Annotated in this window: 21 protein-coding genes; 13 read left to right on the forward strand and 8 right to left on the reverse strand. The window is 72.6% G+C overall.

What is annotated here, in order from left to right:
- The first annotated feature begins 29 nt into the window (after nucleotides 1–29).
- From hutH to VFZ70_12095, 7 genes are all read left to right on the forward strand, one after another.
- On the forward strand, nucleotides 30–1595 hold the full coding sequence (gene hutH, locus VFZ70_12065) for a histidine ammonia-lyase (protein ID HEX6256532.1): 1566 nt from the start codon (nucleotides 30–32) through the stop codon (nucleotides 1593–1595).
- Nucleotides 1592–3265, forward strand: a complete 1674-nt coding sequence (gene hutU, locus VFZ70_12070) for a urocanate hydratase (GenBank protein ID HEX6256533.1) — start codon at nucleotides 1592–1594, stop codon at nucleotides 3263–3265. Before hutH ends, hutU begins: the two co-directional genes overlap by 4 nt.
- A complete protein-coding gene (locus VFZ70_12075; GenBank protein HEX6256534.1) occupies nucleotides 3262–4485 on the forward strand; it encodes an allantoate amidohydrolase in 1224 nt (407 codons plus the stop codon). The genes hutU and VFZ70_12075 overlap by 4 nt, the downstream gene beginning before the upstream one ends.
- Nucleotides 4482–5816 (forward strand): formimidoylglutamate deiminase, encoded by a 1335-nt coding sequence (locus tag VFZ70_12080; protein HEX6256535.1) that lies wholly within the window; start codon nucleotides 4482–4484, stop codon nucleotides 5814–5816. The genes VFZ70_12075 and VFZ70_12080 overlap by 4 nt, the downstream gene beginning before the upstream one ends.
- Nucleotides 5813–7018, forward strand: coding sequence for an imidazolonepropionase (gene hutI / locus VFZ70_12085; protein ID HEX6256536.1), 1206 nt, complete (start codon nucleotides 5813–5815; stop codon nucleotides 7016–7018). The genes VFZ70_12080 and hutI overlap by 4 nt, the downstream gene beginning before the upstream one ends.
- A gap of 35 nt (nucleotides 7019–7053) precedes the next feature.
- Entirely contained in the window at nucleotides 7054–8292 is a 1239-nt protein-coding gene (gene kynU, locus VFZ70_12090; protein ID HEX6256537.1) for a kynureninase, read from the forward strand.
- A 116-nt stretch (nucleotides 8293–8408) separates the two neighbouring features.
- A complete protein-coding gene (locus VFZ70_12095) occupies nucleotides 8409–9431 on the forward strand; it encodes a sigma-70 family RNA polymerase sigma factor (GenBank protein HEX6256538.1) in 1023 nt (340 codons plus the stop codon).
- A 36-nt stretch (nucleotides 9432–9467) separates the two neighbouring features.
- Here VFZ70_12095 and VFZ70_12100 read toward each other — a convergent pair whose 3' ends face one another.
- Nucleotides 9468–9806 carry a hypothetical protein gene (locus tag VFZ70_12100; protein HEX6256539.1) on the reverse strand — a complete coding sequence of 113 codons (339 nt, stop codon included), beginning with the start codon at nucleotides 9804–9806 and terminating at the stop codon, nucleotides 9468–9470.
- On the reverse strand, nucleotides 9803–10918 hold the full coding sequence (locus VFZ70_12105; protein HEX6256540.1) for a sialidase family protein: 1116 nt from the start codon (nucleotides 10916–10918) through the stop codon (nucleotides 9803–9805). Before VFZ70_12105 ends, VFZ70_12100 begins: the two co-directional genes overlap by 4 nt.
- Nucleotides 10919–11082: 164 nt before the next feature.
- Between VFZ70_12105 and VFZ70_12110 the strand changes: the two genes are divergently transcribed.
- From VFZ70_12110 to VFZ70_12125, 4 genes are all read left to right on the forward strand, one after another.
- Complete coding sequence (locus VFZ70_12110) at nucleotides 11083–12363, forward strand: hypothetical protein (protein HEX6256541.1); 1281 nt, start codon at nucleotides 11083–11085, stop codon at nucleotides 12361–12363.
- A 61-nt stretch (nucleotides 12364–12424) separates the two neighbouring features.
- Complete coding sequence (locus VFZ70_12115) at nucleotides 12425–13291, forward strand: universal stress protein (protein HEX6256542.1); 867 nt, start codon at nucleotides 12425–12427, stop codon at nucleotides 13289–13291.
- A 247-nt stretch (nucleotides 13292–13538) separates the two neighbouring features.
- On the forward strand, nucleotides 13539–14672 hold the full coding sequence (locus VFZ70_12120; GenBank protein HEX6256543.1) for a Coenzyme F420 hydrogenase/dehydrogenase, beta subunit C-terminal domain: 1134 nt from the start codon (nucleotides 13539–13541) through the stop codon (nucleotides 14670–14672).
- Nucleotides 14673–14749: 77 nt separating this feature from the next.
- On the forward strand, nucleotides 14750–15319 hold the full coding sequence (locus VFZ70_12125; protein ID HEX6256544.1) for a hypothetical protein: 570 nt from the start codon (nucleotides 14750–14752) through the stop codon (nucleotides 15317–15319).
- Here VFZ70_12125 and VFZ70_12130 read toward each other — a convergent pair.
- The 6 genes from VFZ70_12130 to VFZ70_12155 all read right to left on the reverse strand — a co-directional run bounded on the left by VFZ70_12130 (nucleotide 15279) and on the right by VFZ70_12155 (nucleotide 22726).
- On the reverse strand, nucleotides 15279–16799 hold the full coding sequence (locus VFZ70_12130) for a GGDEF domain-containing protein (protein ID HEX6256545.1): 1521 nt from the start codon (nucleotides 16797–16799) through the stop codon (nucleotides 15279–15281). The two genes, VFZ70_12125 and VFZ70_12130, sit on opposite strands and share 41 nt — an antisense overlap.
- Nucleotides 16800–17038: 239 nt before the next feature.
- Nucleotides 17039–18082 (reverse strand): adenosine deaminase, encoded by a 1044-nt coding sequence (add, locus tag VFZ70_12135; GenBank protein ID HEX6256546.1) that lies wholly within the window; start codon nucleotides 18080–18082, stop codon nucleotides 17039–17041.
- A gap of 41 nt (nucleotides 18083–18123) precedes the next feature.
- Nucleotides 18124–19014 carry a urate oxidase gene (pucL, locus tag VFZ70_12140; GenBank protein ID HEX6256547.1) on the reverse strand — a complete coding sequence of 297 codons (891 nt, stop codon included), beginning with the start codon at nucleotides 19012–19014 and terminating at the stop codon, nucleotides 18124–18126.
- A 4-nt stretch (nucleotides 19015–19018) separates the two neighbouring features.
- Nucleotides 19019–21364 (reverse strand): xanthine dehydrogenase subunit D, encoded by a 2346-nt coding sequence (pucD, locus tag VFZ70_12145; GenBank protein ID HEX6256548.1) that lies wholly within the window; start codon nucleotides 21362–21364, stop codon nucleotides 19019–19021.
- A complete protein-coding gene (locus VFZ70_12150) occupies nucleotides 21357–21860 on the reverse strand; it encodes a (2Fe-2S)-binding protein (protein HEX6256549.1) in 504 nt (167 codons plus the stop codon). The genes pucD and VFZ70_12150 overlap by 8 nt, the downstream gene beginning before the upstream one ends.
- Nucleotides 21857–22726 carry an FAD binding domain-containing protein gene (locus VFZ70_12155; GenBank protein HEX6256550.1) on the reverse strand — a complete coding sequence of 290 codons (870 nt, stop codon included), beginning with the start codon at nucleotides 22724–22726 and terminating at the stop codon, nucleotides 21857–21859. The genes VFZ70_12150 and VFZ70_12155 overlap by 4 nt, the downstream gene beginning before the upstream one ends.
- Nucleotides 22727–22999: 273 nt before the next feature.
- Between VFZ70_12155 and VFZ70_12160 the strand changes: the two genes are divergently transcribed.
- Together VFZ70_12160 and VFZ70_12165 are read left to right on the forward strand one after the other, a co-directional pair.
- Nucleotides 23000–24358, forward strand: coding sequence for an NCS2 family permease (locus VFZ70_12160; protein HEX6256551.1), 1359 nt, complete (start codon nucleotides 23000–23002; stop codon nucleotides 24356–24358).
- Between the two features lie 11 nt (nucleotides 24359–24369).
- The gene (locus tag VFZ70_12165; protein HEX6256552.1) at nucleotides 24370–25728 is read left to right on the forward strand and encodes an 8-oxoguanine deaminase; all 1359 of its coding nucleotides are present in this window, start codon (nucleotides 24370–24372) and stop codon (nucleotides 25726–25728) included.
- Nucleotides 25729–25867: the final 139 nt, after the last annotated feature.

A 25867-nucleotide genomic window follows, 5' to 3' on the forward strand; every position in this document is an offset into this window, starting at 1 on the left:
CCGTCTGCGGCCACAGTGCGAACATGGCCATGCAGACGCTGGTGGTGGGCACCGGCCCGGTCGACGCGGCGGACGTCGTGCGCGTCGCACGACACGACGTGCCGGTGCGCGTCGCGGACGACGCCATGGACGAGGTGGCGCGCAGCCGCGCCGTCGTCGAAGCGCTCGCCGACGACACGCAGCCGCACTACGGCGTGTCGACCGGGTTCGGCGCCATGGCGACCCGGCACATCCCACCCGGGCTGCGCTCGCGGCTGCAGGCCAGCCTCATCCGTTCGCACGCGGCGGGCGCGGGCGACGAGGTCGAGCGGGAGGTCGTGCGGGCGATGATGCTGCTGCGCCTGTCGACGCTGGCCACGGGTCGCACGGGTGTGCGGCCGGTGACGGTCCGGTCGTACGCGGCACTGCTGAACGCCGGCCTGACGCCGATCGTGCGTGAGCACGGGTCCCTGGGATGCTCCGGCGATCTTGCGCCGTTGAGCCATGTCGCCCTCGCCCTCATGGGCGAAGGCGACGTCCGTGACGCCGGCGGTCGGATCCGACCGGCCGCCGATGCGTTGCGCGCCCACGGCATCGCGCCCGTGGCCTACCGCGAGAAGGAGGGGCTCGCGCTGATCAACGGCACCGACGGGATGCTCGGGATGCTGGTGCTCGCCATCTGGGACCTGCGCCGGCTGCTGCCGACCGCCGACGTCGCCGCGGCGATGAGCGTCGAAGCGCTGCTGGGCACCGACGCCGTGTTCGCCGACGACCTGCAGGCACTCCGGCCGCATCCGGGTCAGGCGGTGTCCGCCGCGCATCTCCGGGCGCTGCTCGCCGGCAGTGGCGTCATGGCCAGCCACCGCACACCGGCGTGCACGCGCGTGCAGGACGCGTACGCGTTGCGGTGCGCGCCACAGGTGCACGGGGCAGCGCGCGACACCGTGGCCCACGCCACCGCCGTCGCCGACCGTGAGCTCGCGGCCGCGATCGACAACCCGGTCGTCACCGTCGACGGCCGCGTCGAGTCGAACGGCAACTTCCACGGTGCCCCGTTGGGCTATGTGCTCGACTTCCTCGCGATCGCCGTCGCCGACGTCGCCAGCATGAGCGAGCGGCGCACGGATCGCTTCCTCGACGTCGCCCGCAACGGCGGGTTGCCGGCCTTCCTCGCCGACGACCCGGGTGTCGACTCGGGCCTGATGATCGCCCAGTACACGGCCGCGGGCGTCGTCAGCGAGCTCAAGCGCCTGGCCGCTCCCGCCAGCGTCGACTCGATCCCGTCCAGTGCGATGCAGGAGGACCACGTGTCGATGGGCTGGGCCGCCGCGCGCAAGCTGCGCCGAGCGATCGACGGGCTCGGACGCGTGCTGGCCGTCGAACTGCTCACTGCGGCGCGTGCGCTGGATCTACGTGCCCCACTCGAGCCTGCGCCCGGCACCGCCGCCGCGCGGGACGCGATCCGCGCCGCCGGCATCGCGGGACCGGGACGCGACCGTGTCGTCGCCGACGAGATCGAGGCGGTCGCGGCCGTCATCGCAGACGGCGCCCTGCTCGCCGCGGCGGCCGACGCGACCGGCATCACGACCCTGCGATTCGGACTGGAGCCGTCATGAGCGACATCCCCACCATCCGCGCCCCGCGCGGCGTGGAGCGGACCTGCCGGGGCTGGACCCAGGAGGCCGCCCTGCGGATGCTGATGAACAACCTGGACCCGGACGTCGCCGAGCGTCCGGACGACCTGGTCGTGTACGGCGGGTCCGGCCGGGCGGCGCGCAGCTGGCCAGCGTTCCACGCCATCGTCGCCACGCTTCGCGACCTGGCCGACGACGAGACGCTGCTGGTGCAGTCCGGCAAGCCGGTCGCTGTCTTCCGCACGCACGAATGGGCGCCGCGGGTGCTGATCGCCAACTCGCTGCTGGTGCCCGACTGGGCGGACTGGGAGACCTTCCGCGCCCTGGAGCGCGACGGGCTGACGATGTACGGCCAGATGACCGCCGGCAGCTGGATCTACATCGGCACCCAGGGGATCCTGCAGGGCACGTACGAGACCTTCGCGGCCGTGGCCCGGCAGCGCTTCGGTGGCTCCCTGCGTGGCCGGACCGTCCTGACGGCGGGCCTCGGCGGCATGGGCGGTGCCCAGCCGCTGGCCGTCACCATGAACGAGGGCGTCGCGCTGTGCGTCGAGGTCGACCCGCGTCGCGCGCAGCGCCGGCTGGAGACCCGCTACCTGGACGAGCTCGCGGACGACCTCGATGACGCGCTGGCCCGCGTCCGCGACGCCGCCGACGCGGGGCGCGCCCTGTCGGTCGGCGTCATCGGCAACGCCGCGGACGTCTTCCCCCATGTGCTGCGCCGGGGCGTCGCGTTCGACGTCGTGACCGATCAGACGTCCGCGCACGATCCGCTGGGCGGGTACATCCCCGCCGGGCTCACGCTGAACGAGGCTGATGATCTGCGCGCGCGCAAGCCCGCAGAGTACGTCCAGCGTGCGCACGCATCGATGGCCCGGCACTGCGCGGCGATGGTCGGCTACCAGGACGTGGGCGCGGAGGTCTTCGACTACGGCAACAGCCTGCGCGGTGGGGCGCGCGAGGGCGGGTTCGAAGACGCGTTCGCGTACCCGGGGTTCGTCCCGGCCTACATCCGGCCGCTGTTCTGCGAGGGACGCGGGCCGTTCCGGTGGGCGGCGCTGTCGGGTGATCCCGCAGACATCGCTGCGACCGACCGCGCGGTGCTCGACGAGTTCGCCGACGACGAGACCCTCGGCCGGTGGATCCGGCTGGCGCAGGAGCGGGTCGCCTTCCAGGGGCTGCCGTCGCGGATCTGCTGGCTCGGCTACGGCGAGCGGGCGCGGCTGGGGCGGCGCTTCAACGACCTGGTGGCGTCGGGCGAGGTCAGCGCGCCACTGGTGATCGGCCGTGACCACCTCGACGCGGGCTCGGTCGCCTCTCCGCACCGCGAGACCGAGGCGATGGCCGACGGCAGCGACGCGATCGCCGACTGGCCGATCCTCAACGCGCTGGTCAACACTGCGGCCGGCGCGTCGTGGGTCAGCGTGCACCACGGCGGCGGCGTGGGCATCGGCAAGTCGCTGCACGCCGGGATGGTCGTGGTGGCCGAGGGCACCGATACCAGCGCGCAGCGCCTCGAGCGGGTGCTGACGACCGACCCCGGCACCGGCGTCGTCCGCCACGCCGACGCCGGCTACGACCTCGCGCGTCGCACCGCGACCGAGCGCGGCATCCGCATGCCGATGCTCGACGACGGCGACGCCGACCGGTGAGCACCGCCGGCACCACCGGGTTCGCCGCGCTCCTCGCCGACCTCGCCCGCATCGGCGCGCATGCCGACGCCCCGGGCTGCACGCGGCTCGCGTGGAGCGACGAGGATCTGTCCGCGCGCGCGTGGTTCGCCGCCGCCGCGGAGGCGCGCGGTCTGGACGTCGAGACCGACCGCAACGGCAACCTGTGGGCGTGGTGGGGCGAGCGCGACGCCGACGTCGTGGTGACCGGCAGCCACCTCGACACGGTTGTGCGCGGTGGCGCGTACGACGGTGCGCTCGGCGTCGTGTCGGCGTTGTCGGCGGTCGACGCACTGCGCGGGCGCGGCGTGCGGATCGGGTCGACGTCGCTGGCCGTCGTGGCCTTCGCCGACGAGGAGGGCGCGAGGTTCAACACACCGACGTTCGGCTCGGGGCTGCTGACCGGCCGTCGCGTCGCCGCCGACGTGCTGGGGCGTCGGGACGCCGCGGGGACCAGCGTGGAGGCAGCGTTGCGCCGCGCCCGCGTCGACCCCGACGGCGTCGGTCCCGATCCCGCACGCCTATGGCGTGTCACGGCGATGGTCGAACTGCACGTGGAACAGGGACGCCACCTGGTCGACGCAGGTGCCGGGGTGGCGCTGTGTGCGGGGGTGTGGCCGAGGGGCCGATGGCGCCTGCATGTCGACGGTGAGGCCAACCACGCCGGCACGACCGCGCTGGACGACCGCGCCGACCCGATGCTGGTCGCGGCCGCCGCGACCACCGCGGCGCGGTCCCACGCGGCCCGGCTGGGCTGCCGCGCGACCATCGGTCGCGTGGACGTGACGCCGAACGCCGCGAGCACGGTGCCGGCGCGTGTCACCGCGTTCCTCGACGCGCGTGCCGCCGACGACGCCACCCTGGACGGGTTCTACACGCGCTGGCGCAGCGATGTCAGTGCCGCCGCCGCCCACCACGGGTGCGCCGCCACGGTCGACCTGGACTCGCGCGGTGCGGCGACGACGTTCGATGCCGCGCTCGTGGACCGTCTGGCGGAGCGTCTCGGTCCCTCGGTGCCGCGCATCCCGACGGCCGCCGGCCACGACGCCGCCGTCCTCGCCGCGCAGGTCCCGGCCGCGATGCTGTTCGTGCGCAACCCGACCGGCGTCAGCCACAGCCCACACGAGCACGCCGACCCGTCCGACTGCGCCGCAGGCGTGACGGCACTCACCGACGTGCTGGAGGACCTGATCGGCAGATGACCACGTGGTTCGCACCGTACGCATGGCTGCCGACCGGGACTGGTGGCCATGTCGCCCGCGACGTTGCGATCACCGCGGACGGCGAACGCATCACCGCTGTCGCCAGCGGCGTTCCCGCGCCACCCGGAGCGCGACATCTCGGCGGCATGGTGCTGCCGGGCCTGGCGAACACCCACAGCCACGCGTTCCACCGTGCGCTGCGTGGACGGACCGAGCAGGGGCCGGGAGACTTCTGGTCGTGGCGGCGCCAGATGTACGGGGTCGCCGCGCGGCTGGACCCCGACACGTCCTACGCCCTCGCGCGGGCGACGTATGCCGAGATGGCGCTCGCCGGCGTCACCGCCGTCGGTGAGTTCCACTACCTGCACCACGCGCCGGACGGACGGGTGCACACGGATCCCAACGCGATGGGCCACGCGCTGGCCACCGCCGCTGCCGACGCCGGCATCCGGCTCACCCTGATCGACGCGTGCTACCTGCGGGGCGGGTTCGGCACGGACCTCGACGCAACCCAGCGCCGCTTCAGCGACGGCGACGTCGACGCGTGGGCGTCCCGCGTCGAACGGATGCCAACCACGCGCACGCTGCGGATCGGCGCGGCCATCCACAGCGTTCGGGCCGTCCCCGCCGACGCGATCGGCGTCGTCGCCCGGTGGGCCGCGGGCCGCGATGCGCCGTTGCACGTCCACCTGTCGGAGCAGCCGGCGGAGAACGACGCGTGCGCGGCCGCGACCGGCCGTACACCGACCGCGTTGCTCGCCGATGGCGGCGTGCTCGGGCCCGCCACGACCGCGGTGCACGCCACCCATGTGTCGCCCGAGGACGTCGCGCTGCTCGGGCGCGACTCGACCATCGTCTGCCTGTGCCCGACCACCGAACGCAGCCTGGCCGACGGCGTCGGGCCCGCGTCCGCGCTCGCGTCGGCCGGCTGCCCGCTCGCGGTCGGCAGCGACAGCCACGCCGTCATCGACCTGTTCGAGGAGGTCCGTGCCATCGAACTCGACCAGCGCCTGGTGACCGGTCGACGCGGCCACCATCGTCCCGCCGCGCTGCTGGAGGCCGCCACCAGTGCGGGCATGGCTGCGCTGGGGTGGGACGCGGGACGCATCGAGGTCGGACGCCTCGCCGACCTGATCGTCGTCGATGTGGCGGGACCACGTCTGGCGGCTGCCGAGCCGCCCGACGCTGCCATGGTCGTGTTCGCCGCGACGGCGGCCGATGTCCGTGAGGTGATCGTCGGCGGCCGGGTGGTCGTGGCCGGCGGATGCCACGTGCGCGTCGGCGATGTCGGTGCCCGGCTGCGGGAGGCGATCGCGGCGGTGGCGCCGTGAGCGGGGTGCTGCTCGACCGCATCGGCCGCCTGTTCACGTGCGGGGCGCGGGGCGTCGTGGAGCACGCCGCGGTCGCGATGGCTGACGGTGCGATCACCTGGATCGGGCGGTCCGGCCAGGACCCGGCCGTCGATGGTCTGGTCTGGGAGGACCGCATCGACTGTGCCGGCGGTCTGGTGACCCCCGGCCTGATCGACGCGCACACCCACCCCGTGTACACCCGCCCGCGCCTGCCAGAGATCGCCGCCCGCACCGCCGGCCAGCCCTACGGCGCCTCGGACGCCGACACCGGCATCGGCGCGACCGTCACGGCCACACGGGCCGCGGACGCCGACGCGCTGCACACTGCGGTCCGTGACCGACTGCGTCGTTGGGTCGCGGCCGGCGCGACGACGGTCGAGGCGAAGACCGGGTACGACCTCACCCGCGAGGGCGAACTGGGCGCCGTGGCCCTGCTCGACGGTCTGCGCGCGACCGACGGGCTGCCCGACGTGCAGGTGACCTTCCTGGGCGCGCACGCGCTGCCGCCGGACGACGTCGTGACCGCCGATGAACACATCGACGCGGTGACGTCCTGGATCCCCGCCGCGGCCGCGGCCGGGGCGGACGCCTGCGACGTGTTCTGCGATGCCGGCTACTTCACGGTCGAGCAGGCGCGCCGCGTGCTGACCGCGGCACAGCGTGCCGGCCTGCTGGCACGCATCCACGCGGACGAACTGGCCCACACCGGCGGTGCCTGGCTGGCGGCCGAGCTCGGTGCCGCGTCGGCCGACCACCTGCTGCACGTCACTCCCGCCGATGCCCGTGCCCTGGCGGCGGCCGGCGTCGCGGCGGTGCTGTGTCCCGGCACGGCCCTCGCGGTCGGCCGTGTGCCGGATGTCGATGCGCTGCGACGCCACGGCGTGACGATCGCCCTCGGCAGCGACCACAATCCCGGGATGGTCGGCACGACCGACATGAGCCTGGTCGTGTGCCTCGCCGTCGCGGCCCTCGGTCTGAGCGTCGACCGGGCGTTGACGGCGGCCACGGTCGGCGGGGCGCGGGCACTGCGGCTGCGCGATCGGGGCGTGGTCGAGGTCGGGGCGCGCGCGGACCTCGTGGCCTGGGACGCCGACCACGAGGGCGCGTTCGCGTGGTCGTGGGGTGTGCGGCCGCACGCAGTGTGGCGTGCCGGCGACCGGATCGGTGACACCGACGGGTAGCGTCGGCACTGTTGCCGCGGCGAGGAGGGCGGACCGTGACTGCAGATGACGACGACCTGCTGGACCGCGCGCGGGCGCTCGACGCGGCCGACCCGCTCGCGTCGTACCGCCAGCAGTTCCTCCATGTCGACGACACCGACGTGGTCGCCTACTTCGACGGCAACTCGCTCGGCCGGCCGTTGCGTGCGTCCGCCGAGCGCATGCAGGCGTTCATCGACGACCGGTGGGCCCGACGCCTCATCCGTGGGTGGTCCGATGGCTGGCTCGACTGGCCGGAACAGGTAGGTGACAGGCTGGGTCGCGTCGCGCTCGGGGCTGGGCCCGGGCAGGTCGTCGTCGCCGACTCGACGACCGTGCTGCTGTACAAGCTGGCACACGCCGCAGTCACCGCACGACCGGACCGCCGTCGGATCGTCGTCGACTCCAACGACTTCCCGACCGACCGCTACGTCCTGGAGGGCGTGGCGGCGGACCGTGGTCTGGATCTGGTGTGGATCCGCACCGACGACGCGACTGGCGTGACCACCGACCAGGTTGCCGCCGTCGTCGATGCCGACACGGCGCTCGTGTCGCTCAGTCACGTGGCCTACCGCTCCGGCTGGATGGCCGACGCCGCCACCATCACCCGGCTCACCCACGACGCCGGCGCGCTGATGCTGTGGGACCTCAGCCACTCGGTCGGGTCGGTGGAGCTGGCGCTGGACGACTGGGATGTCGACCTGGCGGTCGGGTGCACCTACAAGTACCTCAACGCCGGGCCGGGCTCGCCGGCGTTCGCGTACGTCCGCCGGGACCTGCAGGACGTCGTGCGTCAGCCGATCTGGGGATGGATCGGTCGCCGTGACCCCTTCGCCATGGAGCCCCGCTACGAACCGGCGCAGGGGCTGCGCAGCGTGCTCAGCGGCACCCCGCCGATCCTGGCGATGGTGCCGCTGACCGCGAGCCTGGATGTGCTCGCCGGCGTGGGCATCGCAGCGGTGCGGGCCAAGTCGGTGCGACTGACCTCGTACGCCCTCGACCTGGTCGACGCGTGGCTCGCGGCTCTCGGCGTCGAGGTCGCCTCGCCCCGCGCCAGCGCCCGGCGTGGCGGTCACGTGACGCTGCGACGACCCGGATTCCGTGAGGTCGTCGACCGCCTGTGGGACCGCGGCGTCATTCCCGACCACCGGGAGCCCGACAGCGTCCGCATCGGCCTGTCACCGCTGAGCACCAGCTTCGCCGAGGTGCACGCCGGAATGTCGGTCCTGCGGGCCGAGCTGTCCGCACAGCGGTGACGTGGGTCGACGATGGACCGGTGTGGGCCCGCACCGCCCGCGGCGCGGGCGTGTAGCGTTGGAACGATGAACGCGACAGCGGCCGAGCCGCCAGGCCACATCCCATGGGGCGCGCGATGACGACGACCATCGCACGCGGCGATCTGGACCACGCTTTCGAGCGGCACCGCCGGGAGCTGACGGCGCACTGCTACCGGATGCTCGGCTCCGCTGCGGAGGCCGAGGACGCGGTGCAGGAGACCATGCTGCGCGCGTGGCGCAGCCGCGACCGGTTCGCCGGGCGGTCGTCGCTGCGGACGTGGCTGTATCGCATCGCGACCAACGTGTGCCTCGATCAGCTGCGCGGCCGGCGCCGACGCGCGCTGCCGATGGACCTCGGACCGGGAACGTCCGGCGCGATCGACCACGCCGGGGCCGTGCGCGGCGAGACCACATGGGTCGGTCCGATCGCCGACGAACGCGTCGTGCCCACAGAAGCCGATCCCGCAGAGGTCGCCGTCTTCCGCGACTCGGTGCGGCTGGGGTTCATCGCGGCGTTGCAGCGACTGCCGTCGCGTCAGCGCGCCGTGCTGCTGCTTCGTGAGGTCCTGCGGTGGCCGGCCGCCGACGTGGCCGACCTGCTCGACGCCAGCGTCGCGTCGGTCAACAGCGCGCTGCAGCGGGCACGCGCGTCGCTCAAGGACCAGCACCTGACCGACGGCGACCCGTTCGCGCCGATGGACGACCAGCAGCAGGCACTGCTGGCCCGGTACGTCGACGCGTTCGAGCGGTACGACCTCGCGGAACTGGCGACGCTGATGCGCGACGACGCCGTGCAGTCGATGCCGCCCTACGAACTGTGGCTCGAGGGACCGGACACGATCACCGCGTTCTGGGCGGGACCCGGTGCCGCATGCCGGGGTTCGCGGCTGCTGCCGACCGTGGCCAACGGTCGCCCCGCGTTCGGCCAGTACCGGCCCAGCGGGCCCGGCGGTCGCCACGAGCCGTGGGCCCTGCAGGTGCTCGAGACGTCCGGCGGCCGCATCACCGGGTTCACGTTCTTCCTCGACACCGACCGGGTCTTCCCGCTGTTCGGCCTGTCCGCCCGCCTCGACGACGGGGACGACGCCGCGGTCACCGCGACGCCGGGCGCCGGGTAGCCACCCAGGCGGCCCGGCGCCCGGCGTTCGCCGCCGTCAGCCACCTGCGATCGCTCCCACGAGCCGCAGCGGCTCCCGCCCGTCGACGACCGCGTCCGGTAGCGTCGCGCCGGTCCAGGTGTCGGAGTAGTCCTCGCCGTCGGCGTACACCCGGATCATCGCCCGACGGCGCCCGGTGTCGCGATCGCGGATCGTCCCGGCCAGCGCCGGATGCGCGGACTCGAGCGCGTCGACGACCGCGGCGACGGTCACCGGCGTCGGCACTGCCACGACCACGTGACCGCTGACGTCCGCGAGGGTGCGCAGGTGCTGGGGCACGGCGACCCTGATCGGCACCGTGCCGTCCGGTCCGGGCTGGTGCTCTCCGGATGTCATGGCAGGGTCTGCACCTCGACCGACAGCACCCGGGGCAGATCCCGCACGATGGGCGTCCAGTGGTCACCGGCGTCCGGGGAGACGTACACCTGGCCGCCGGTCGTGCCGACGTACACACCGCAGGGATCGATCGCGTCGACCGCCATCGCGTCGCGCAGCACGTTGACGTAGCAGTCCGACTGCGGCAACCCGTCGGTCAGCGGCTCCCACTCGTCGCCACCGACGCGCGAGCGGTACACGCGCAGCCTTCCGTCGGGTGGGTAGTGCTCGCCGTCGCTGGTGATCGGGACGACGTAGACGGTGTCGGGCTCGTGTGCGTGGACGTCGACCACGAAGCCGAAGTCGCTCGGCAGGTTCCCGCTGATCTCGCGCCACGACCGCCCGCCGTCGTCGGAGCGCATGACGTCCCAGTGCTTCTGCATGAACACCACGTCGGGACGCTCCGGGTGCCGTGCGAGCTTGTGCACGCAGTGGCCCGCCTCCGCCTCGGGCTCCGGCAGGAACTCCGACATCAGGCCCTTGTTCGCCAGCGCCCAGGTCGCGCCGTCGTCCTCCGTCGACAACACCCCCGCCGACGAGATCGCGACCAGCATGCTCGCCGGGTCGTCGGGACGCGGCAGGATCGTGTGCAGGCACATCCCGCCGGCACCGGGTGCCCACGACGAGGCGGTGGTGTGCGTCCGCAGCCCGGGCAGTTCGGACCACGAGTTGCCGCCGTCGGTGGTGCTGAACAGCGCGGCGTCCTCGACACCGGCGAGGACCGCATCGGGGTCATCGTCCGACGGCAGCAGGTGCCACACACGGGTGAACTTCCACGGGACCGACGATCCGTCGTAGAACTGGTGCGTGCCCGGGTCTCCCTCGTAGGTGAAGTCGTTGCCGACCGCCTCCCAGGAGGCGCCGCCGTCGTCGGAGCGCTGGATGACCTGTCCGAACCACCCGGTTGACTGCGACGCGTACAGCCGGTCCGGGTCCGCAGGCGAACCGGCCATGTGGTAGACCTCCCACCCGCCGAACAGCGGTCCGGTCACGTCCCAGCTCTGCCGGTGACCGTCAGCGGTCAGCACGAACCCTCCCTTGCTGGTGCCCACCAGCACGCGCACGCCACTCATCGTCTGCTCCACTCCTGTCGCGATCGTCGGGGCCGGCCGTTGTCGTTGCAGTCTTCCACCGGTGGCCCGCCAACTTCCACCCAGGTAGACGCTCGTGCCGGGCGAAGCTCATCGCCGTGCGCCACGATGGGCTCGATCGGCGCGCAGGGTAGGGTGCGGATCCGATGGCCGACAGATCTCCCCACGACCCAGCGGCGCTGGCCACGGCCGCGGTGATCGGCGGCACGGCCGGCGTCGCGCTCACCGGCGGTCGCCGCCGGATGGCGCGCGTCATCGGCGCGGCCGCCGGTGCGGCGGTGCTCGCCACGGCATCGATCGTCGCACGGACACGGCAGCGACCGCACGAGATCCCCGCGCTGTGGAGCCGCGTGCTGACCAGTGCGGCACTGGCCGCACCGCTCGGCGCGCTTCTGGCACGGGCTGCCGGTCTCGGTCCGACAGGCGTCGCCACGGCGACCGGCGCACTCGCCGGCGTGCTGGGCGTGCGACCGGAGAAGGTGCTGGCCGGGCCACTGGTCGGTGCGGCGTGCGGACGCGTGGCCCGGCGTGCGGGCGTCGTCGACGGCGCCATGGTGGCCGCGGTCACGATGACCGTGTACCGGTGCCTGTCAGCCGTCGCGTTCCGGGCTCCGCAGGTCGCCCTGCTCGCCGAGGAGGTCGAGGCCGCCGACCTCCCGTTCGTCGTGCCGCTGGCCGCTGACGGTCCCTACGTCGGCGTGGACTACGTCGCGGCCCTCGCCGGTGCCCTCGGGGGCGACTACGTGCGGGACGCCCGCGATGTCGGGATCGTGGCGTCGCTGGACGATCTGCGCGGTCCCGACTTCGACCCGGATGCGGTCGATCCCCTGGTCCGCGAGTTCTACGAGCACACCACCCGGTTCGCGCTCGACATCACGCCGCACTGGCGGGCGTGGGTGCGTCCCGGATACGTGCTGTACCGGTCGTTGGTCGCCAGGCCGCTCGGGCAGGCCAGGGTGCCGATGAACCAGCGCGAGGCGCTGCGCGGTGTGCGCAGCCGCATCGACACGATCGACGTCGACCGCGACGGTGTCGTCGACGTCCGCGGATGGATCCGCTCGTTCGCCGACACCGGCGAGCCGATCTACGTCGGCGTCTACACCACCTACCGCGACGCGGACCGGGGATACGTCAGCGTCGGGTTCCCCGTGCCCCACGGCAGCTTCACGGCCACGCTGCTGCCCCACAGCCACGCCGACGGATCGCTCACGCTGTCGAGCCGCAGCGAACTGGCGCACCCCGGTCACTACCTCACGTACGTCGATCCGGATTCCGACCGGCTCACCGCGTTGTCGGTCGACGGGTTCGCCGAGACGCTCGACGTGCGCGTCGTCGGCGGACGTCTGTCCGCCCGGCACACCTTCACGCTGTTCGGCCAGCCATTCCTCGCGCTGAGCTATGCCATCCGTCGGGTGTCGAGCACGTGATGCGCCGCGTCCCCTATCATGCTCCACCGGCTGACCGCCCCGTCGACGATTCGAGCCTGTGATGCGAGTGGTGTACGCAACCGATGGAGGCGCCGCGGCCCTGGACGCCGGCCGGTTGCTCGAACTGCTCGCGGACCCGGCACGTGTCCAGGTGACCGCCGCGTCTGTGGTGGCGGACGGGCTGCCCGAGCTCCGGTACCTCGGCGCCGCGCTCCGGTCAGACGAGGCCCGCCGCCGGTCGGCGGACGAGGCCGTCGACCGGGCCGTCGAACAGCTCGGCTCGGCCGGCTTCGAGGCCGACGGCGCCGTCCACGACGGAAGACCGGCGGCGACCCTCATCGCGCTGGCGGGCGAGGTCGACGCGCAGCTGATCGTGATGGGCTCCGGCGTGCGGTGGTTCGGTGTCCGTCTGCTCGGCAGCGTCAGCACCAGCCTGCTGCACACCGCGCCCATGTCGGTGCTGGTGACGCATCAGGCACCCCACGGCACCTCGGCCGGGGTGGTCGTCGGCGTCGACGGCTCGGACCATGCGATGCGCGCGGTCGACGTCGCGGCGGAGCTGCTGGACGCGCAACGGTGCCCGGTGACCGTCCTCGCGGCGGCCAAGCTGCTCGCGCCGAGGCTGTCGCCGCCGTACACCGGCTACGCGACCCGGGCGCCGTCGCCCGAGGTCGAGGCCGAGGTGCTCGCTCCGGCGCGCGAGCACGCCGAGCGCGCCGCGGAGCGACTGGGCGCGGCAGGGTTCAGCGTCGACACGCAGGTCGTCATGGGACACCCGGTCAAGCGCCTGCTCGCCGAGATCGACAACTCGGGGGCCGCGCTGGCGGTCGTGGGATCGCGCGGGATCGACGCGGTCGACCGCGCGGTCCTGGGATCGGTCAGCGACCAGATGGTCCGACACGCGCCCGCGACGCTGGTGGGACGGTAGGCGACCGCTGCCGGACAACGGGAAATGGTGGCGGTGCGCCCCTCGACGGTGCACGCAGTCGGCCAGCGGTGACCGCCGCGACCGATCCATCCGCGCGCTGATCGGTACCGGACCCCCTTGCGGTGCGCTGATGAGCCAGCGCATCATGGACCCGCTGGACATCGTGTGGTGGTCGGAGGCAGTGCGATTCTCAGCTCACTCTCGGCCAGGGCTGTGGCCCTCCGCCCGTCCGTCGAGGAGGCATCGCGTGGCTGACCGTGACAACGTCCACTGGCACGAGCTGTACCACGAGGTCGTCGACACTGGGCTGTGCACCGGATGCGCGGCGTGCGTGATGGCGTGCCCGCGGGACGTGCTGGGCTACACCGACGACTACTGGCCGGTGCAGATCGGCGAGGGAAACGCCTTCGACGGATGCTGGATCGGCGACCGCGGGTGCGACATCTGCACGCGGGCGTGCCCCCGCTTCCGCGCGTGGGAGTCCGATCTGGACGTCGAGCTGTTCGGCCGGCCGCGGGAGCCCGACGAGGTGTACGGCATCGCGCGGTCCCTGTTGCTGTGCCGCGCGACCGACGCCGCCGTGCATGACGCGGGACAGGATGGCGGGCTGGTGTCGGTCCTGCTGATCTGGGGCCTCGAACAGGGCCTGATCGAGGCCGCCGCGGTGTCGCGGATCGTCGACGAGCGTGGTCCGTTCGACTCGGCGCCGTTCCTGGCGCGAACGCGCGACGACGTGCTGGCCACCGCAGGGTCGCGGTACACGTACTCGGCGAACCCCCTCGCCCTGGAGGAGGCCGCGGACGAGCGGCTCAAGCAGGTCGCGCTGGTCGGCATGTCGTGTCAGGCCTCGATCAACGGCACGGTGTCGGCCTACGGCGTCAACAAGTACAAGAACAAGCTGGCGCTCACGATCGGCCTGCTGTGCTCGAAGACCTTCACCTACGACGGGCAGCAGACGGTGCTGGCCGAGCACGGCATCGACGTCGCCGACGTGACCAAGATCAACGTCAAGGGCCGGTACATGGTGTGGACCCGTGACGGTGGGTACCACGAGATCCCGTTGAAGGAACTGCACCCGCACACGCGTCCGGGTTGCCTGAAGTGCCCGGACTTCGCCGCGGAGCACGCCGACATCTCGGTCGGCGGGATCGGCGCCGACGAAGACTGGACGCTGACGCTCGTGCGCACGCAGCGCGGCGAGGAATGGATGGCGGGGGTCATCGACGCCGATCTGATCGAGGCGAAGCCCGCGGAGGACGACCCGGTGGCCATGAAGCTGCTGCGCGCGCTGTCGCGCAGGTCCCGCAAGCGCTGGCCCGCCGACGACCTGCCCACCGACCGCCGCGCTCCCGCGCTGCTTCCGGTCGTCGACGCGACCTGACCAGCCGTCGCGCCCTGGCCCCGGACACCGATCGTGGCGCCATCGGCTCCGCGCCGTCGCCGGATAGCATCGAAGACGTGGACGAACCAGGTGGACGGACGACGTATCTCCTCGTCGATGGCGAGAACATCGACGCCACGCTGGGCTCGAGCGTGCTCGGCCGGCGGCCTCAGCCCGAGGAACGCCCCCGATGGGAGCAGGTGCGCGACTTCGCGGCCCGGGTGTGGGGTCAGCCGGTCAACGCCCTGTTCTTCCTCAACGCGTCGTCAGGACAGTTGCCCATGAGCTTCGTGCAGGCGCTCCTGGCGATGAGCTACCGCCCGATCCCACTGGCCGGTGACGCCGGGGAGAAGGTCGTCGACATCGGCATCCAGCGCACGCTCGAGGCCATCCGCGAGCGCGAGGGCGACGTGCTGCTGGCCAGCCACGACGGGGACTTCGTGGACCACGTGGTCAACCTCCTGGACGGTGTCCGCAGGATCGGTCTGCTCGGGTCCCGGGAGTTCGTCAACTCCCGATTCGGCCGCTTGATCGACGACGGGCTCGACTTCTTCGATCTCGAGGACGACGTCGATTGCTTCACCGCGCCGCTGCCCCGGGTCCGGATCATCCCCCTGGAGCGCTTCGACCCGGCACGGTTCCTCTGAGCCGCCCCGCAGATCGCGCGACGCCGGACGCGGTGGTCGCCGCCGCCCGCGTACGCTTCGCCGCGTACATCGCGCGGTCGGCCGCGCGCAGCGCGTCGTCGAGGTGGCCGTCAGCCGCGACGTGCGCCCAACCGAGCGACGCCGACGCGCGGCGCGCGCCGAATGGCGGCAGCTGATCGATCGCCTCGGTGATCCGGCGGATGATCGGGCGGGCCGCCGCGTCGTCGATGTCACGCAGCAGCACCGCGAACTCGTCGCCGCCCAGGCGGGCGGCGACGTCGCCCTCGCGGACCGAGCGCTGGAGCGCGTGCGCGACCGCGCGCAGCACGTCGTCGCCGACCCGGTGTCCGAGCTCGTCATTGATCTGCTTGAGCCCGTCGACGTCGAGCATCGCCACGACGACCTCGTGCCGGCGGCGGTCGGCCGACAGTTCGGCGACCGCCTCGAGCCACACGCGCCGGTTCGCCAGACCGGTCAGGGGATCCTGACGTGCCTCGACGCTGACCTGCGCGAGCCGGGCAGCCAGGCGCTCCTGGGCCAGCGCGGTCGCCAACGGTGTGGCCGCGGCCTCCGCGATGTTGCGCCCGACCTGCTGGCACAGCAGCGTGAAGCCCCGGGGCTTGGCGGTCGTGTGGCACAGCAGCAGCAACCCGTCCGGCGGCCCGGCGATCGGCACCGCGTACCACGCCACGACCGGGCTGTCGGCGCCCAGGGGGCTTGGCAGTGGACGGGTGGCGTTGTCCTGCTGGCAGTGCGGCAGGGTGTCACGGTCGGCCAGCAGGCGGGCCATCGCCGGCGCAAGTGCGTCGGCCGCGGCGGGAACACGGGTCGGTCCGCTCGTCGTGTCGACCACGGCGAGCATCTCCGGCTCGGGCATCCACAGCGCCGCCAGCTCGCACGACAGGGCGCCCGCGGCGATGGCGACGATGTCGTCCGCCGCGGCCTGCACATCGGTCTGCGCGATCTGTGCGATGCGCCGGACCGCGTGGAGCACCTCCAGTTCGTCGGCCAGCCGCTTGGCCGGTGAGATCTCGCCGATGTGGTCGACCAGTTCGCCGGCCAGCGTCATGATCTCGTCCGGCGCGTCGATGCGGCCCGTGCCACCGAGGACCACGAGGTGGTCGGGTGGCAACGGCACGACCACGGCGGACCGCGCCCAGTAGGGGCCGAACACCCGACGCGCCTCGGCATGGCGATGCCGGACGGGCCGCGCCGTCGTCCACGCCTCGTGGAGCAGCTGCTCGTCGTTGAGCGTCACATCCACGACGCCGGCCCAGCCCACGGCGCGCCCGCGGCCTCCGAGGTGCACCATCCTTCCGCCGTCGACGCGACGGAACACGAAGGCATCGAGGGCGTCGGCGGGTACGGCCAGGTGGGCCGCCAACCGGTGCAGCACGGCGTCCTGGTCGGTGGTGCGCTCCTCCATCGCGGCGTCGCCGTCCATCGTGTCGTCGACCGGTCCACCCTCAGTGTGCATCATCGCCTCGAACCTGATCGCTCGTGCGGTCCCCGCCGCCGGCGCTCCCGCCGTCCGTCGGCCGGCGGTGGTCGGTGCGTGGGTCCGCGCGTTGCGCTATCCACGTTCCCGTCTGCGGACAGCACACGCACGCGGCGTGGGGTTCGATGGCCAGCGGCGACGGATGATGCTCGACGTGTCCCGCGAGGGTGACACCGGGCAGGAGCTGATGTCCGTGTGGTGGGCGCGCCGCTGCCGGGCCCTCACGTGCCCTGCCGGTGCCGTTCGAGCGTGTCGCGCACGCGGGATCGCAACAGGCGGCGATCGTCGTCATCGAGCCACGTCGCGTCGATGCCGTCGAGGGCGATGGCGACCATGTCGTCGAGGTCGTAGCCGAACGCCTCGGCGACGGCCCGGTACTCGCCGGCCAGCGTGAGATCCGTCAGCGCAGGGTCATCGGTGTTGACGGTCGCCAGCAGCCCGGCCTCGCGCATCCGCGGATAGGGGTGCAGCTCGAGGCGGTCGACATGGTTGGCGATCAGCACGTTCGAGCTCGGGCACACCGTCAACGGAATGCGGTCGTCGGCCATCCGGCGTGTCAGCTCGGTGTCATCGAGGATCGTCAGACCGTGGTCGATGCGCTCGCATCCGAGCACCTCCAGAGCGGTGCGGATCGTCCACGGCGGCATCGTCTCGCCCTGGTGGGCGGTACGGCGCAGCCCCGCCGACGCCGCGGCCCGGTAGGCGTTGGCGTACCCGGCGGGATCGACGTCGTGCTCCGTCGAGTCCATGCCGACACCGATGATCCGTTCGGTCCCGGTCGCGCCTGCGCGTCGCAACTCGACGAGTCGATCGACCAGCTCGTCGGCGGCGGCCACGCCGAACGCGCGGTCCATGTCGGCGATCAGCGCGACCCGTGCGCCGGTCTCCCGCTCGCCGGCGGTCAGACCCTCGTCGAGGCCGGCGACGATGTCGGCCAGGTCCTGGCCGGCGTCGAGGTGCCGCGCGGGCGTGAAGAAGAGCTCACCGTAGACCAACCCGCTGGCCGCCTGATCGATCACGGCCTCGCGGGCGAGCTGGGCCCAGTCGTCCCGTGTCGTGAGCATCGACTGCACCAGCCAGAACACGTCGAGGAACGTGTCGAGGCTCGTGTAGGCGTACAGCTCGGTCGGGTCGCGGGTCGGCAGCTCGCGACCGTTGCGGTCCGCCAGCTCGACGACCGTCGCCGGACGCATCGTCCCTTCGATGTGGCAGTGCAGGTCGACCTTGGGTAGTGCGTCCAGCACGGCGCGGTCCGCCTCGGTCATGCCCATGCCATCCTCCCCTCGTCGACACCTGGAGGTCGCCGCTACCAGCCCTGTCCGGGATCGAACGCCGGGCCGGGGACGGGCGCGTCCTCGCGACGGATCGTCGCCTCGATCAACCCGTACGGGCGGTCGTCGGCGTGGAACACCTCGTTGGGGTTGTCGATGCCGAACCTGCCGAGGTCGTACGTGAAGTGGTGTGAGTTCGGGCACGAGATCCGGATCTCCGCGATGCCGGGATCTGCGGTCAGCACGGCTTCGCCCATCAGGTACACGCTCTCCTGGAGCGATCGGCTGTAGTGGCCGGCGAACGTGTCGAGCATGGTGGCGTGGACGGTGTCGAACGACCGGTCCCAGTCGCGGTCGTCGGCGGCGTGCCACCATTGGGCGCGCACGGTGGTGGCCAGCACGCGGTCCTTCGCCGGCTCGAGCGTGGTGTAGGCGTCGGTGTGGAACCCCTCGAACTCCGAGTCGGTCGTCTTCAGCACCGTCATGGCGCGGATCCCGGACACGACCCACGTCGACGTGCCGTCGTAGGCGACCGACGCGGTGCGGATGTGGCTGCCCGCACGGACGAACGCGTGGGGATGGGGGAAGCCACCGTGGCTCAGCCGCGTCCACGGGAACATATCGATGCTGATGCGGGCGCCGGAGACGGGCTCCACGTCGTCGACGAAGTGACGGGCCAGCGCCAGCCCGTACGACTCGGGTTGCGCGACGTCGTCGTGCGCGGCGTACGCGAAGGTCGTGTTCTTCGCGGTGTCGGTCGGGAGCACGTTGCGGTTGTCCCCGTCCAGGTGCGCCGCGTCGAAGTCGCCGGCGAGGCTGACACTCACGCTGTAGTCGCAGATCCGGTGCGGGTCGTTGTCACGCAGCAGCCGGACGACCCTGTTCTCGGCCTTGCCGTACTGGGTGTGTCCGAGCGTGATCCCCATGGCGTCAGCTCCTGCGCAGCGCGATGTCGTCGGGGCGGACGGGCACCCGTCGCAGGTCGAGGCCCGTGGCGTCGCGGATCGCGGCGACGACGGCCGGCGTCGACGAGATCGTGGGTGGCTCGCCGACGCCCTTGGCGCCGTACGGTGCTCCCGGCTCGGGTTGCTCGATCAGCGTCGCATCGACGACGGGCATGTCGAGCGCGGTCGGGATCAGGTAGTCGGTGAACGACGGGTTCGCGATGCAGCCTTCGTCGAGCACGATCTCCTCCATCACTGCCAGTCCCACCCCTTGGGCGATGCCGCCCTCGATCTGGCCGATGACGGCCCGCGGGTTCAGCGCGCGCCCGACGTCCTGGCCTGTCGTGAGCTGCTGGACGCGCACGAGCCCCAGCTCGGGATCGACGTCGACCACGGCGCGGTGCGCGGCGAACACGAACGACACGTGTGCGTCGCCCTGTCCGCGCTCGTCGAACGGGTCGGTGCGTACGTGGTGGTGCTCGTAGTTCGCCTCGACCGGCCCGTCCTCCAACGCCTCGCCGAGCGGGACCGACCAGCCGTCGTCGACGTGGCGGATCTCGCCGTCGCGCAGGGCCAGCACCTCGCGGCGCGCCCCCGTGAGGTCGATCCCACGCCTGTCAGCGACCCGCTGGAGCAGGCGTTCACGCACCCGGTCGCACGCACCCTGCACCGCGCCGCCGCTCATCCACGTCTGGCGCGACGCGCTGGTCGAGCCCGCCGAGCCGATCGCCGTGTCGGCCTGGTGCAGGTGCACGACCTGCGCCCACAGCTCGGTGCGGACGATCTGCTGGGCCAGCGTGACGAAGCCCTGCCCGACCTCGGCCGCGGCGCAGTGCACCGTTGCGACCGGCGCGCCGTCGGCGCCGACCTCCAGCCGCACGGCCGCCGTCGAGAAGTCATCGAACCCCTCCGAGTACATGAGGTTCTTGAAGCCCACCGCCACCCCGGTGCCACGGCGCACGTGGTGGCGGTCGGCGGTGCGGCCGGTGCCGCCTGGGAACCGCAGCGGCTCGTCACGATCGTCGTCGAGCGGGGGCGCGTCGGCCGCGGCACGGATGCACTCCGCCACCGGCGCCACTCCCGTGATCCGCTGTCCGGTGATCAGCTGGTCCCCGGTGCGCAGGGCGTTGCTCAGTCGCAGCTCGACCGGGTCGATGTCCAGCGCGGCGGCGAGTTTGTCCATCTGCGCCTCGTGCGCCATGCACACCTGGACCGATCCGAACCCGCGCATGGCGCCGCACGGCGGGTTGTTGGTGCGCATCGCCCAGCCCCGGACGTGCGCGTGGGCGACGCGGTACGGGCCCGGGGCGAACGAGCACGCGTTCGAGATGACGGCGGTGGACGACGACGCGTAGGCGCCGCCGTCGAACCACAACGACGCCTCGACCTTGACCAGCGTCCCGTCGTGGTCGGCGTGATGGCGGTAGTGCATGCGGGCCGGGTGGCGGTGCACGTGGCCGAAGAACGACTCCTCGCGTGAGTACACCATCTTGACCGGCTGTCCGGTGCGCAGTGCCAGCAGGCACACGTGGACCTGCAGACTGACGTCCTCCCGCGCGCCGAAGGCCCCGCCAACCCCCGACAGCGTCAACCGCACCTGTTCGGGCTCCAGGGCCAGGCACGCGGCGACCTGGTCACGGTCGACGTGCAGCCACTGGGTCGAGATGTACAGGTCGACACCTCCGTCGCCGTCCGGGATCGCCAGACCCGACTCGGGACCCATGAACGCCTGGTCCTGCATGCCGATCTCGTATGTGCCCTCGACGACCACGGAGCCCGTGATCTCGTCGGGCGTACCGTGCACGATCTCGATGTGGCGCACCACGTTGCCGTCGGGATGGATGGGGTCGGCGTCGACGGCGGCCTCGGCGTCGATCAGCGGGTCGAGGGGCTCGTAGTCGACCGCGATGGCCTCGACGGCGCGGCGCGCGATCTCAGGGTGGACCGCGGCCACCGCCGCGACCGGCTCGCCCTGGTAGCGGACCACGTCGGATGCGAACACCGGTTGGTCGGGGTGCTCCAGCCCGAAGGTCGCACGTCCCGGCACGTCGGCGGCGGTGATCACCACCTCCACGCCGTCGAGTTGCTCGGCGCCGGAGGTGTCGATCGAGCGGATGCGCGCCGCGGCGTGGGGGCTGCGCAGGGTGCGACCCCACAGCATGCCCTCGGCGAAGGCGTCCGAGCTGAAGCCGAACCGGCCCTGGACCTTCGGCACGCCGTCGGGGCGTTCGGCATCGCTGCCGATGCCTCCGCCCACCCGTTCCCGCGTCGTCGTGCCCGTCGCCGACGCCTGCGCCGCCGTCGTCGTCCGCCTTCGCTGCCCGCTACGCACCGGCCCGCTCCCGCTGCACCGCGGCGACCGCCGCCAGGATCCGCCCGTACCCCGTGCAGCGGCACAGGTTGCCGCTGATCGCCTCGCGCACCGAGAGCTCGTCGGCGTCGGGACGGCGGTCGAGCAGGTCGTGGACCGCCACGATCAGACCGGGGATGCAGAACCCGCACTGGACCGCCCCCGCCTCGAGGAAGGCCTGCTGCACATCCGTCAGCTCCCCGTCGTCGCCCATGCCCTCCACCGTGCGGACGTCGCTGCCGACCGCGTCGGCGGCCAGGACGCAGCACGAGCAGACGAGCACGCCGTCGAGCAGCACGGAGCACGAGCCGCACTCGCCCTGCTCGCAGGCGTTCTTCGCGCCGGGCAGTCCCAGCCGCTCGCGCAGGACGTACAGCAGGCTCTCGCCGAGCCAGCCGGCCTGCACAGCGTGGTCGCGACCATTGATGTGCAGGCCGTAGGCGACCGATTCCTCCCGCAACGTGTCGTGCCTGGTCACCGTGCCTCCTGTGTGCCGTGGTCCGCAAGCTCCCGTGCGGCGCGCTCGAGCGCGCGACGCGCCAGGACGCCGATCGCGTGCGACCGGTACCCGGCCGTGCCGCGGTGGTCGGTGACCGGCGTCACCGCGCCGGCGACCATCTGCCCGAACGTCGCGACGTCGTCCGGGGCGATCGCCCCGCTCTCCCAGTCGAGGGCCTCGGACGCGAACGCCTCGGCCTCGTCGGGACGGATGGGTCGTGGCGCGACCGATCCGCAACCGACGCGCACGCGCCGGGCGTCGGTGTCGGCGACCAGCGCCAGGCAGGCCGTCGAGATAGCCATCGCGGCTCGCGGGCCGATCTTGAGGAACTGCTGAGGTCCCTCGCAGGCGTCGAAGCGGACCCGCGTGATGACCTCGCCGGGGCGTCGGTCGGTCTGCTTCGGACCGGTGATGAACTCCCGCAGCGCGATGGTGCGCCGCCCCTCGACCCCGCTGCACACGACGTGCGCGTCGAGCGCGGTCAGCAGCGGCAGCGCGTCGCCCGCGGGGCTGGCCGTGCCGATGTTGCCGCCGACCGTCCCCGCGTTGCGGATCTGCGGTGAGCCGACGGTCCTCGATGCCGTCGCCAAGGCGGGCAGGTCGCCGGCCAGTTCGAGCTCGATCTGGCGGTAGGTGACCAGTGCGCCGAGGTCCCACATCCCGTCGTCGCGGTGCCACCCCCGCAGCTCCCGGACCCGCCGGAGTGCCACGACCGTCCGGGGTCGGCGGTGGCCGAAGTTGACCTCCACCATGAAGTCCGTGCCACCCGCCAGCAGATCGGCGTTGGGCGCATCGGACAGCGCGGCGAGCACCTCGTCCAGCGTCTCCGGTCGCGCGACCGTCATCTCGGCTCCTTCCCATGCGCCCGCTTCCCGGGCGGACCCCCGCGCGGCGCCGCTCAACACCACCTTCGTGGTCTCCCGGCCGCCCACGCCCACCCTGACGTCGACGGCACCCTGCTCGTGCACGCGTGCACGATGGCACAGATCGGCGCGCGATGCCATGGGTGTCCCGCGCGGCACGCGTGTGCTTGACTACCGGCATCCACCGGCGGCGGATCGCGGTGGTGGCGCCGGGATGACGCCCCGGCAGCCCACGTCGGGGTCGGAGGGGACGGCATGGACGACACCACCACGCGGACCGCCGACACGTGGCTCGACCGCCGGTTCCACGTCACCGAACGGGGGTCGACCGTCGCGACCGAGGCGCGCGCCGGGCTCACGACGTTCCTGACGATGGCCTACATCATCTTCGTCAACCCGTCGATCCTGTCGGCGGCGATCGACTTCGACGGCGCGGTCCCGCAGCTGGTCACGGTGACGTGCATGGCGGCCGCGTTCGGCACCCTCGTGATGGCGTTGTGGGGCAACCTGCCGTTCGCGCTGGCCCCGGGCCTTGGCCTGAACGCCTACTTCGCGTTCACGGTCGTGGGCACGCTCGGATATCCGTGGGAGACGGCACTCGGCGCGGTGTTCGTCTCGGGTCTGATCTTCGTCGTCGTGGCCGTGACCGGGGTCCGCGAGTGGATCCTGTCGGCCATCCCGCTGTACCTCAAGCACGCGATCACGGCCGGCATCGGTGCCTTCCTCGCGATCATCGGCTTCGCGAACGCGGGCCTCATCGCCGATTCCGACGCGACGTTGGTGACCAGGGGGGACTGGACCGCGCCGGGCCTGTGGCTCGCGGTGGCCGGTCTGGTCGCCGCCGCCGCACTGCTCGCGCTCCGGTTCCGTGGCGCGCTGCTGATCTCGATCATCGCGGTCACCGCGCTCGCCATCGTCACAGGTGCCGCCGTCTACAACGGTGAGCCCTTCGCCGGGTTCACCGACGGGGTCATCGGATTCACCTGGCCGGCGGACCTCGTCGGCGCCATGGACGTCGCGGGTGCCTTCGAGGCCGGCATCCTCGCGGTCGTGTTCACGTTCTTCTTCGTCGACTTCTTCGACACGGCCGGCACGCTGATCGGCCTGTCCGACCGCGCCGGCCTCATGGACGACGAGGGCGACATCGAGGCCCCGCGCGCTGCCTTCACCGCCGACGGTCTGGCCACCACCGTCGGCGCCGCGCTCGGGACGTCGTCGACCACGACGTACATCGAGTCGGCGGCCGGCGTCGAGGAGGGCGCGCGGACGGGGCTCGCGTCGGTGGTCACGGCGGCGCTGTTCCTGGTCGCGATGATCTTCGCCCCGGTCGCCGGGGCGATCCCACAGGTCGCGACCGCTCCTGTGCTCATCGTCATCGGGGCGATGATGATGCGGGGCGCGCAGCACGTCGACTGGTCGGACTACCGGCAGTCGGTCCCGGGGTTCCTTGCGATCGTGGGCATGCCGTTCACCTACTCGATCACCGACGGCATCAGCCTGGGCATCATCACCCACGCGGCGATCATGGCGGTCTCGGGCCGGGCGCGGGATGTGCACCCGGTGATGTACGTGCTGGCCGCCCTGCTGCTGTGGCGGTTCTTCATCGTCGGCTGACCCCTACGCCGATGCCGACGCTGCTGCTCCGCAACGCCGAGGTGCTGGTCACCATGGCCGGCGCGGAGGTCCCCGGCGGTGGGCTGTTCGCGCGCGACGGCTGGATCGAGCAGGTCGGCCCGACCGCAAGGCTGCCCGACAGTGCCGACGAGGTCATCGATCTGGGCGGCCACGTCGTGCTGCCCGGTCTGGTCAACACGCACCACCACCTGTACCAGACGCTCACGCGGGTGCTGCCCGGCGCACAGGACGCGGGGCTGTTCGACTGGCTGACCACGCTGTATCCGGTGTGGGCGCGGATGACGCCGGACCACGTGCGGGTCGCCACCACGCTGGGGCTGACCGAGCTCGCGCTGAGCGGGTGCACGACCGCCTTCGACCATCAGTACCTGTGGCCCAACGGCTCGTCCGTCGACGATCAGGTCGCCGGCGCGGCACCGGTCGGCATCCGCTTCCACGTCGCGCGCGGGTCGATGAGCCTGGGCGAATCCGACGGTGGCCTGCCGCCGGACGCCGTCGTCGAGGACGAGGACACGATCCTCGCCGACTGCGAGCGCGTCGTGTCGCGGCACCACGAGCCTGACCCCGGCGCGATGCTGCGGGTCGTGCTGGCGCCGTGCTCGCCGTTCTCGGTGACCGCGGACCTGATGGTGGCGTCCGCGTCGCTGGCCCGCGAGCTGGGCGTCGGCCTGCACACCCACCTCGCAGAGACGGCCGACGAGCAGCGGTTCTGCGTCGAGCGGTTCGGCCAGCGGCCGGTGGCCTACGTGCGCGATCTCGGCTGGGAGGGCGCCGACGTCTGGTACGCCCACGCCGTGCACGTCGACGGCGGCGAGGTCGACGCGATGGCCGCGGCGGGCACCGGCGTGGCGCACTGCCCGACCTCGAACATGCGCCTGGCGTCGGGGATCGCGCCCGTCGCCGGCTACCGCGGCGCGGGCGTGCCGGTGGGCCTCGGCGTCGACGGCTCGGCCTCCAACGACTCGTCGCACCTGCTGGCGGAGGTCCGGCAGGCGCTCCTGCTGGCGCGGCTGGCCGTCTCGCCCGGTGTCGGCGACGGCCCGTTGCTGTCGGCACGTCAGGCGCTGGCGATGGCGACGGTCGGCGGCGCCCGGGTGCTCGGGCGGGACGACGTCGGCGTCCTGGCGCCCGGGCGTGCGGCGGACGCGATCGCGGTCGACCTGGACGACGTCGGCTTCGCAGGCGCCGGCCACGACCCGGTCGCGGCCGTCGTCATGTGCGCCCCGCGCCGCGTCGCGCACTCGTGGGTCGCCGGACGCCGGGTCGTGGCCGACGGCCGACTGGTCGGCATCGACGAACACGCGCTCGTCGCCGAACACAACCGCCTCGCCGCGCGGCTGATCGCCTAGATGAGTGATTCCGAAGGGCGGTGTGATCGACCGAGGTTGCGCCGTTTCGTGGGCGAGGTCGCCGAGAGTTGGCGTTGCTAACGCAACGTCGACCCTGGGGAGGGCCTCGTGCACGCCTGTCTCGACGACCTCGTCATCG

It is taken from the genome of Euzebyales bacterium, from assembly GCA_036374135.1.
Lineage (GTDB): Bacteria > Actinomycetota > Nitriliruptoria > Euzebyales > JAHELV01 > JAHELV01.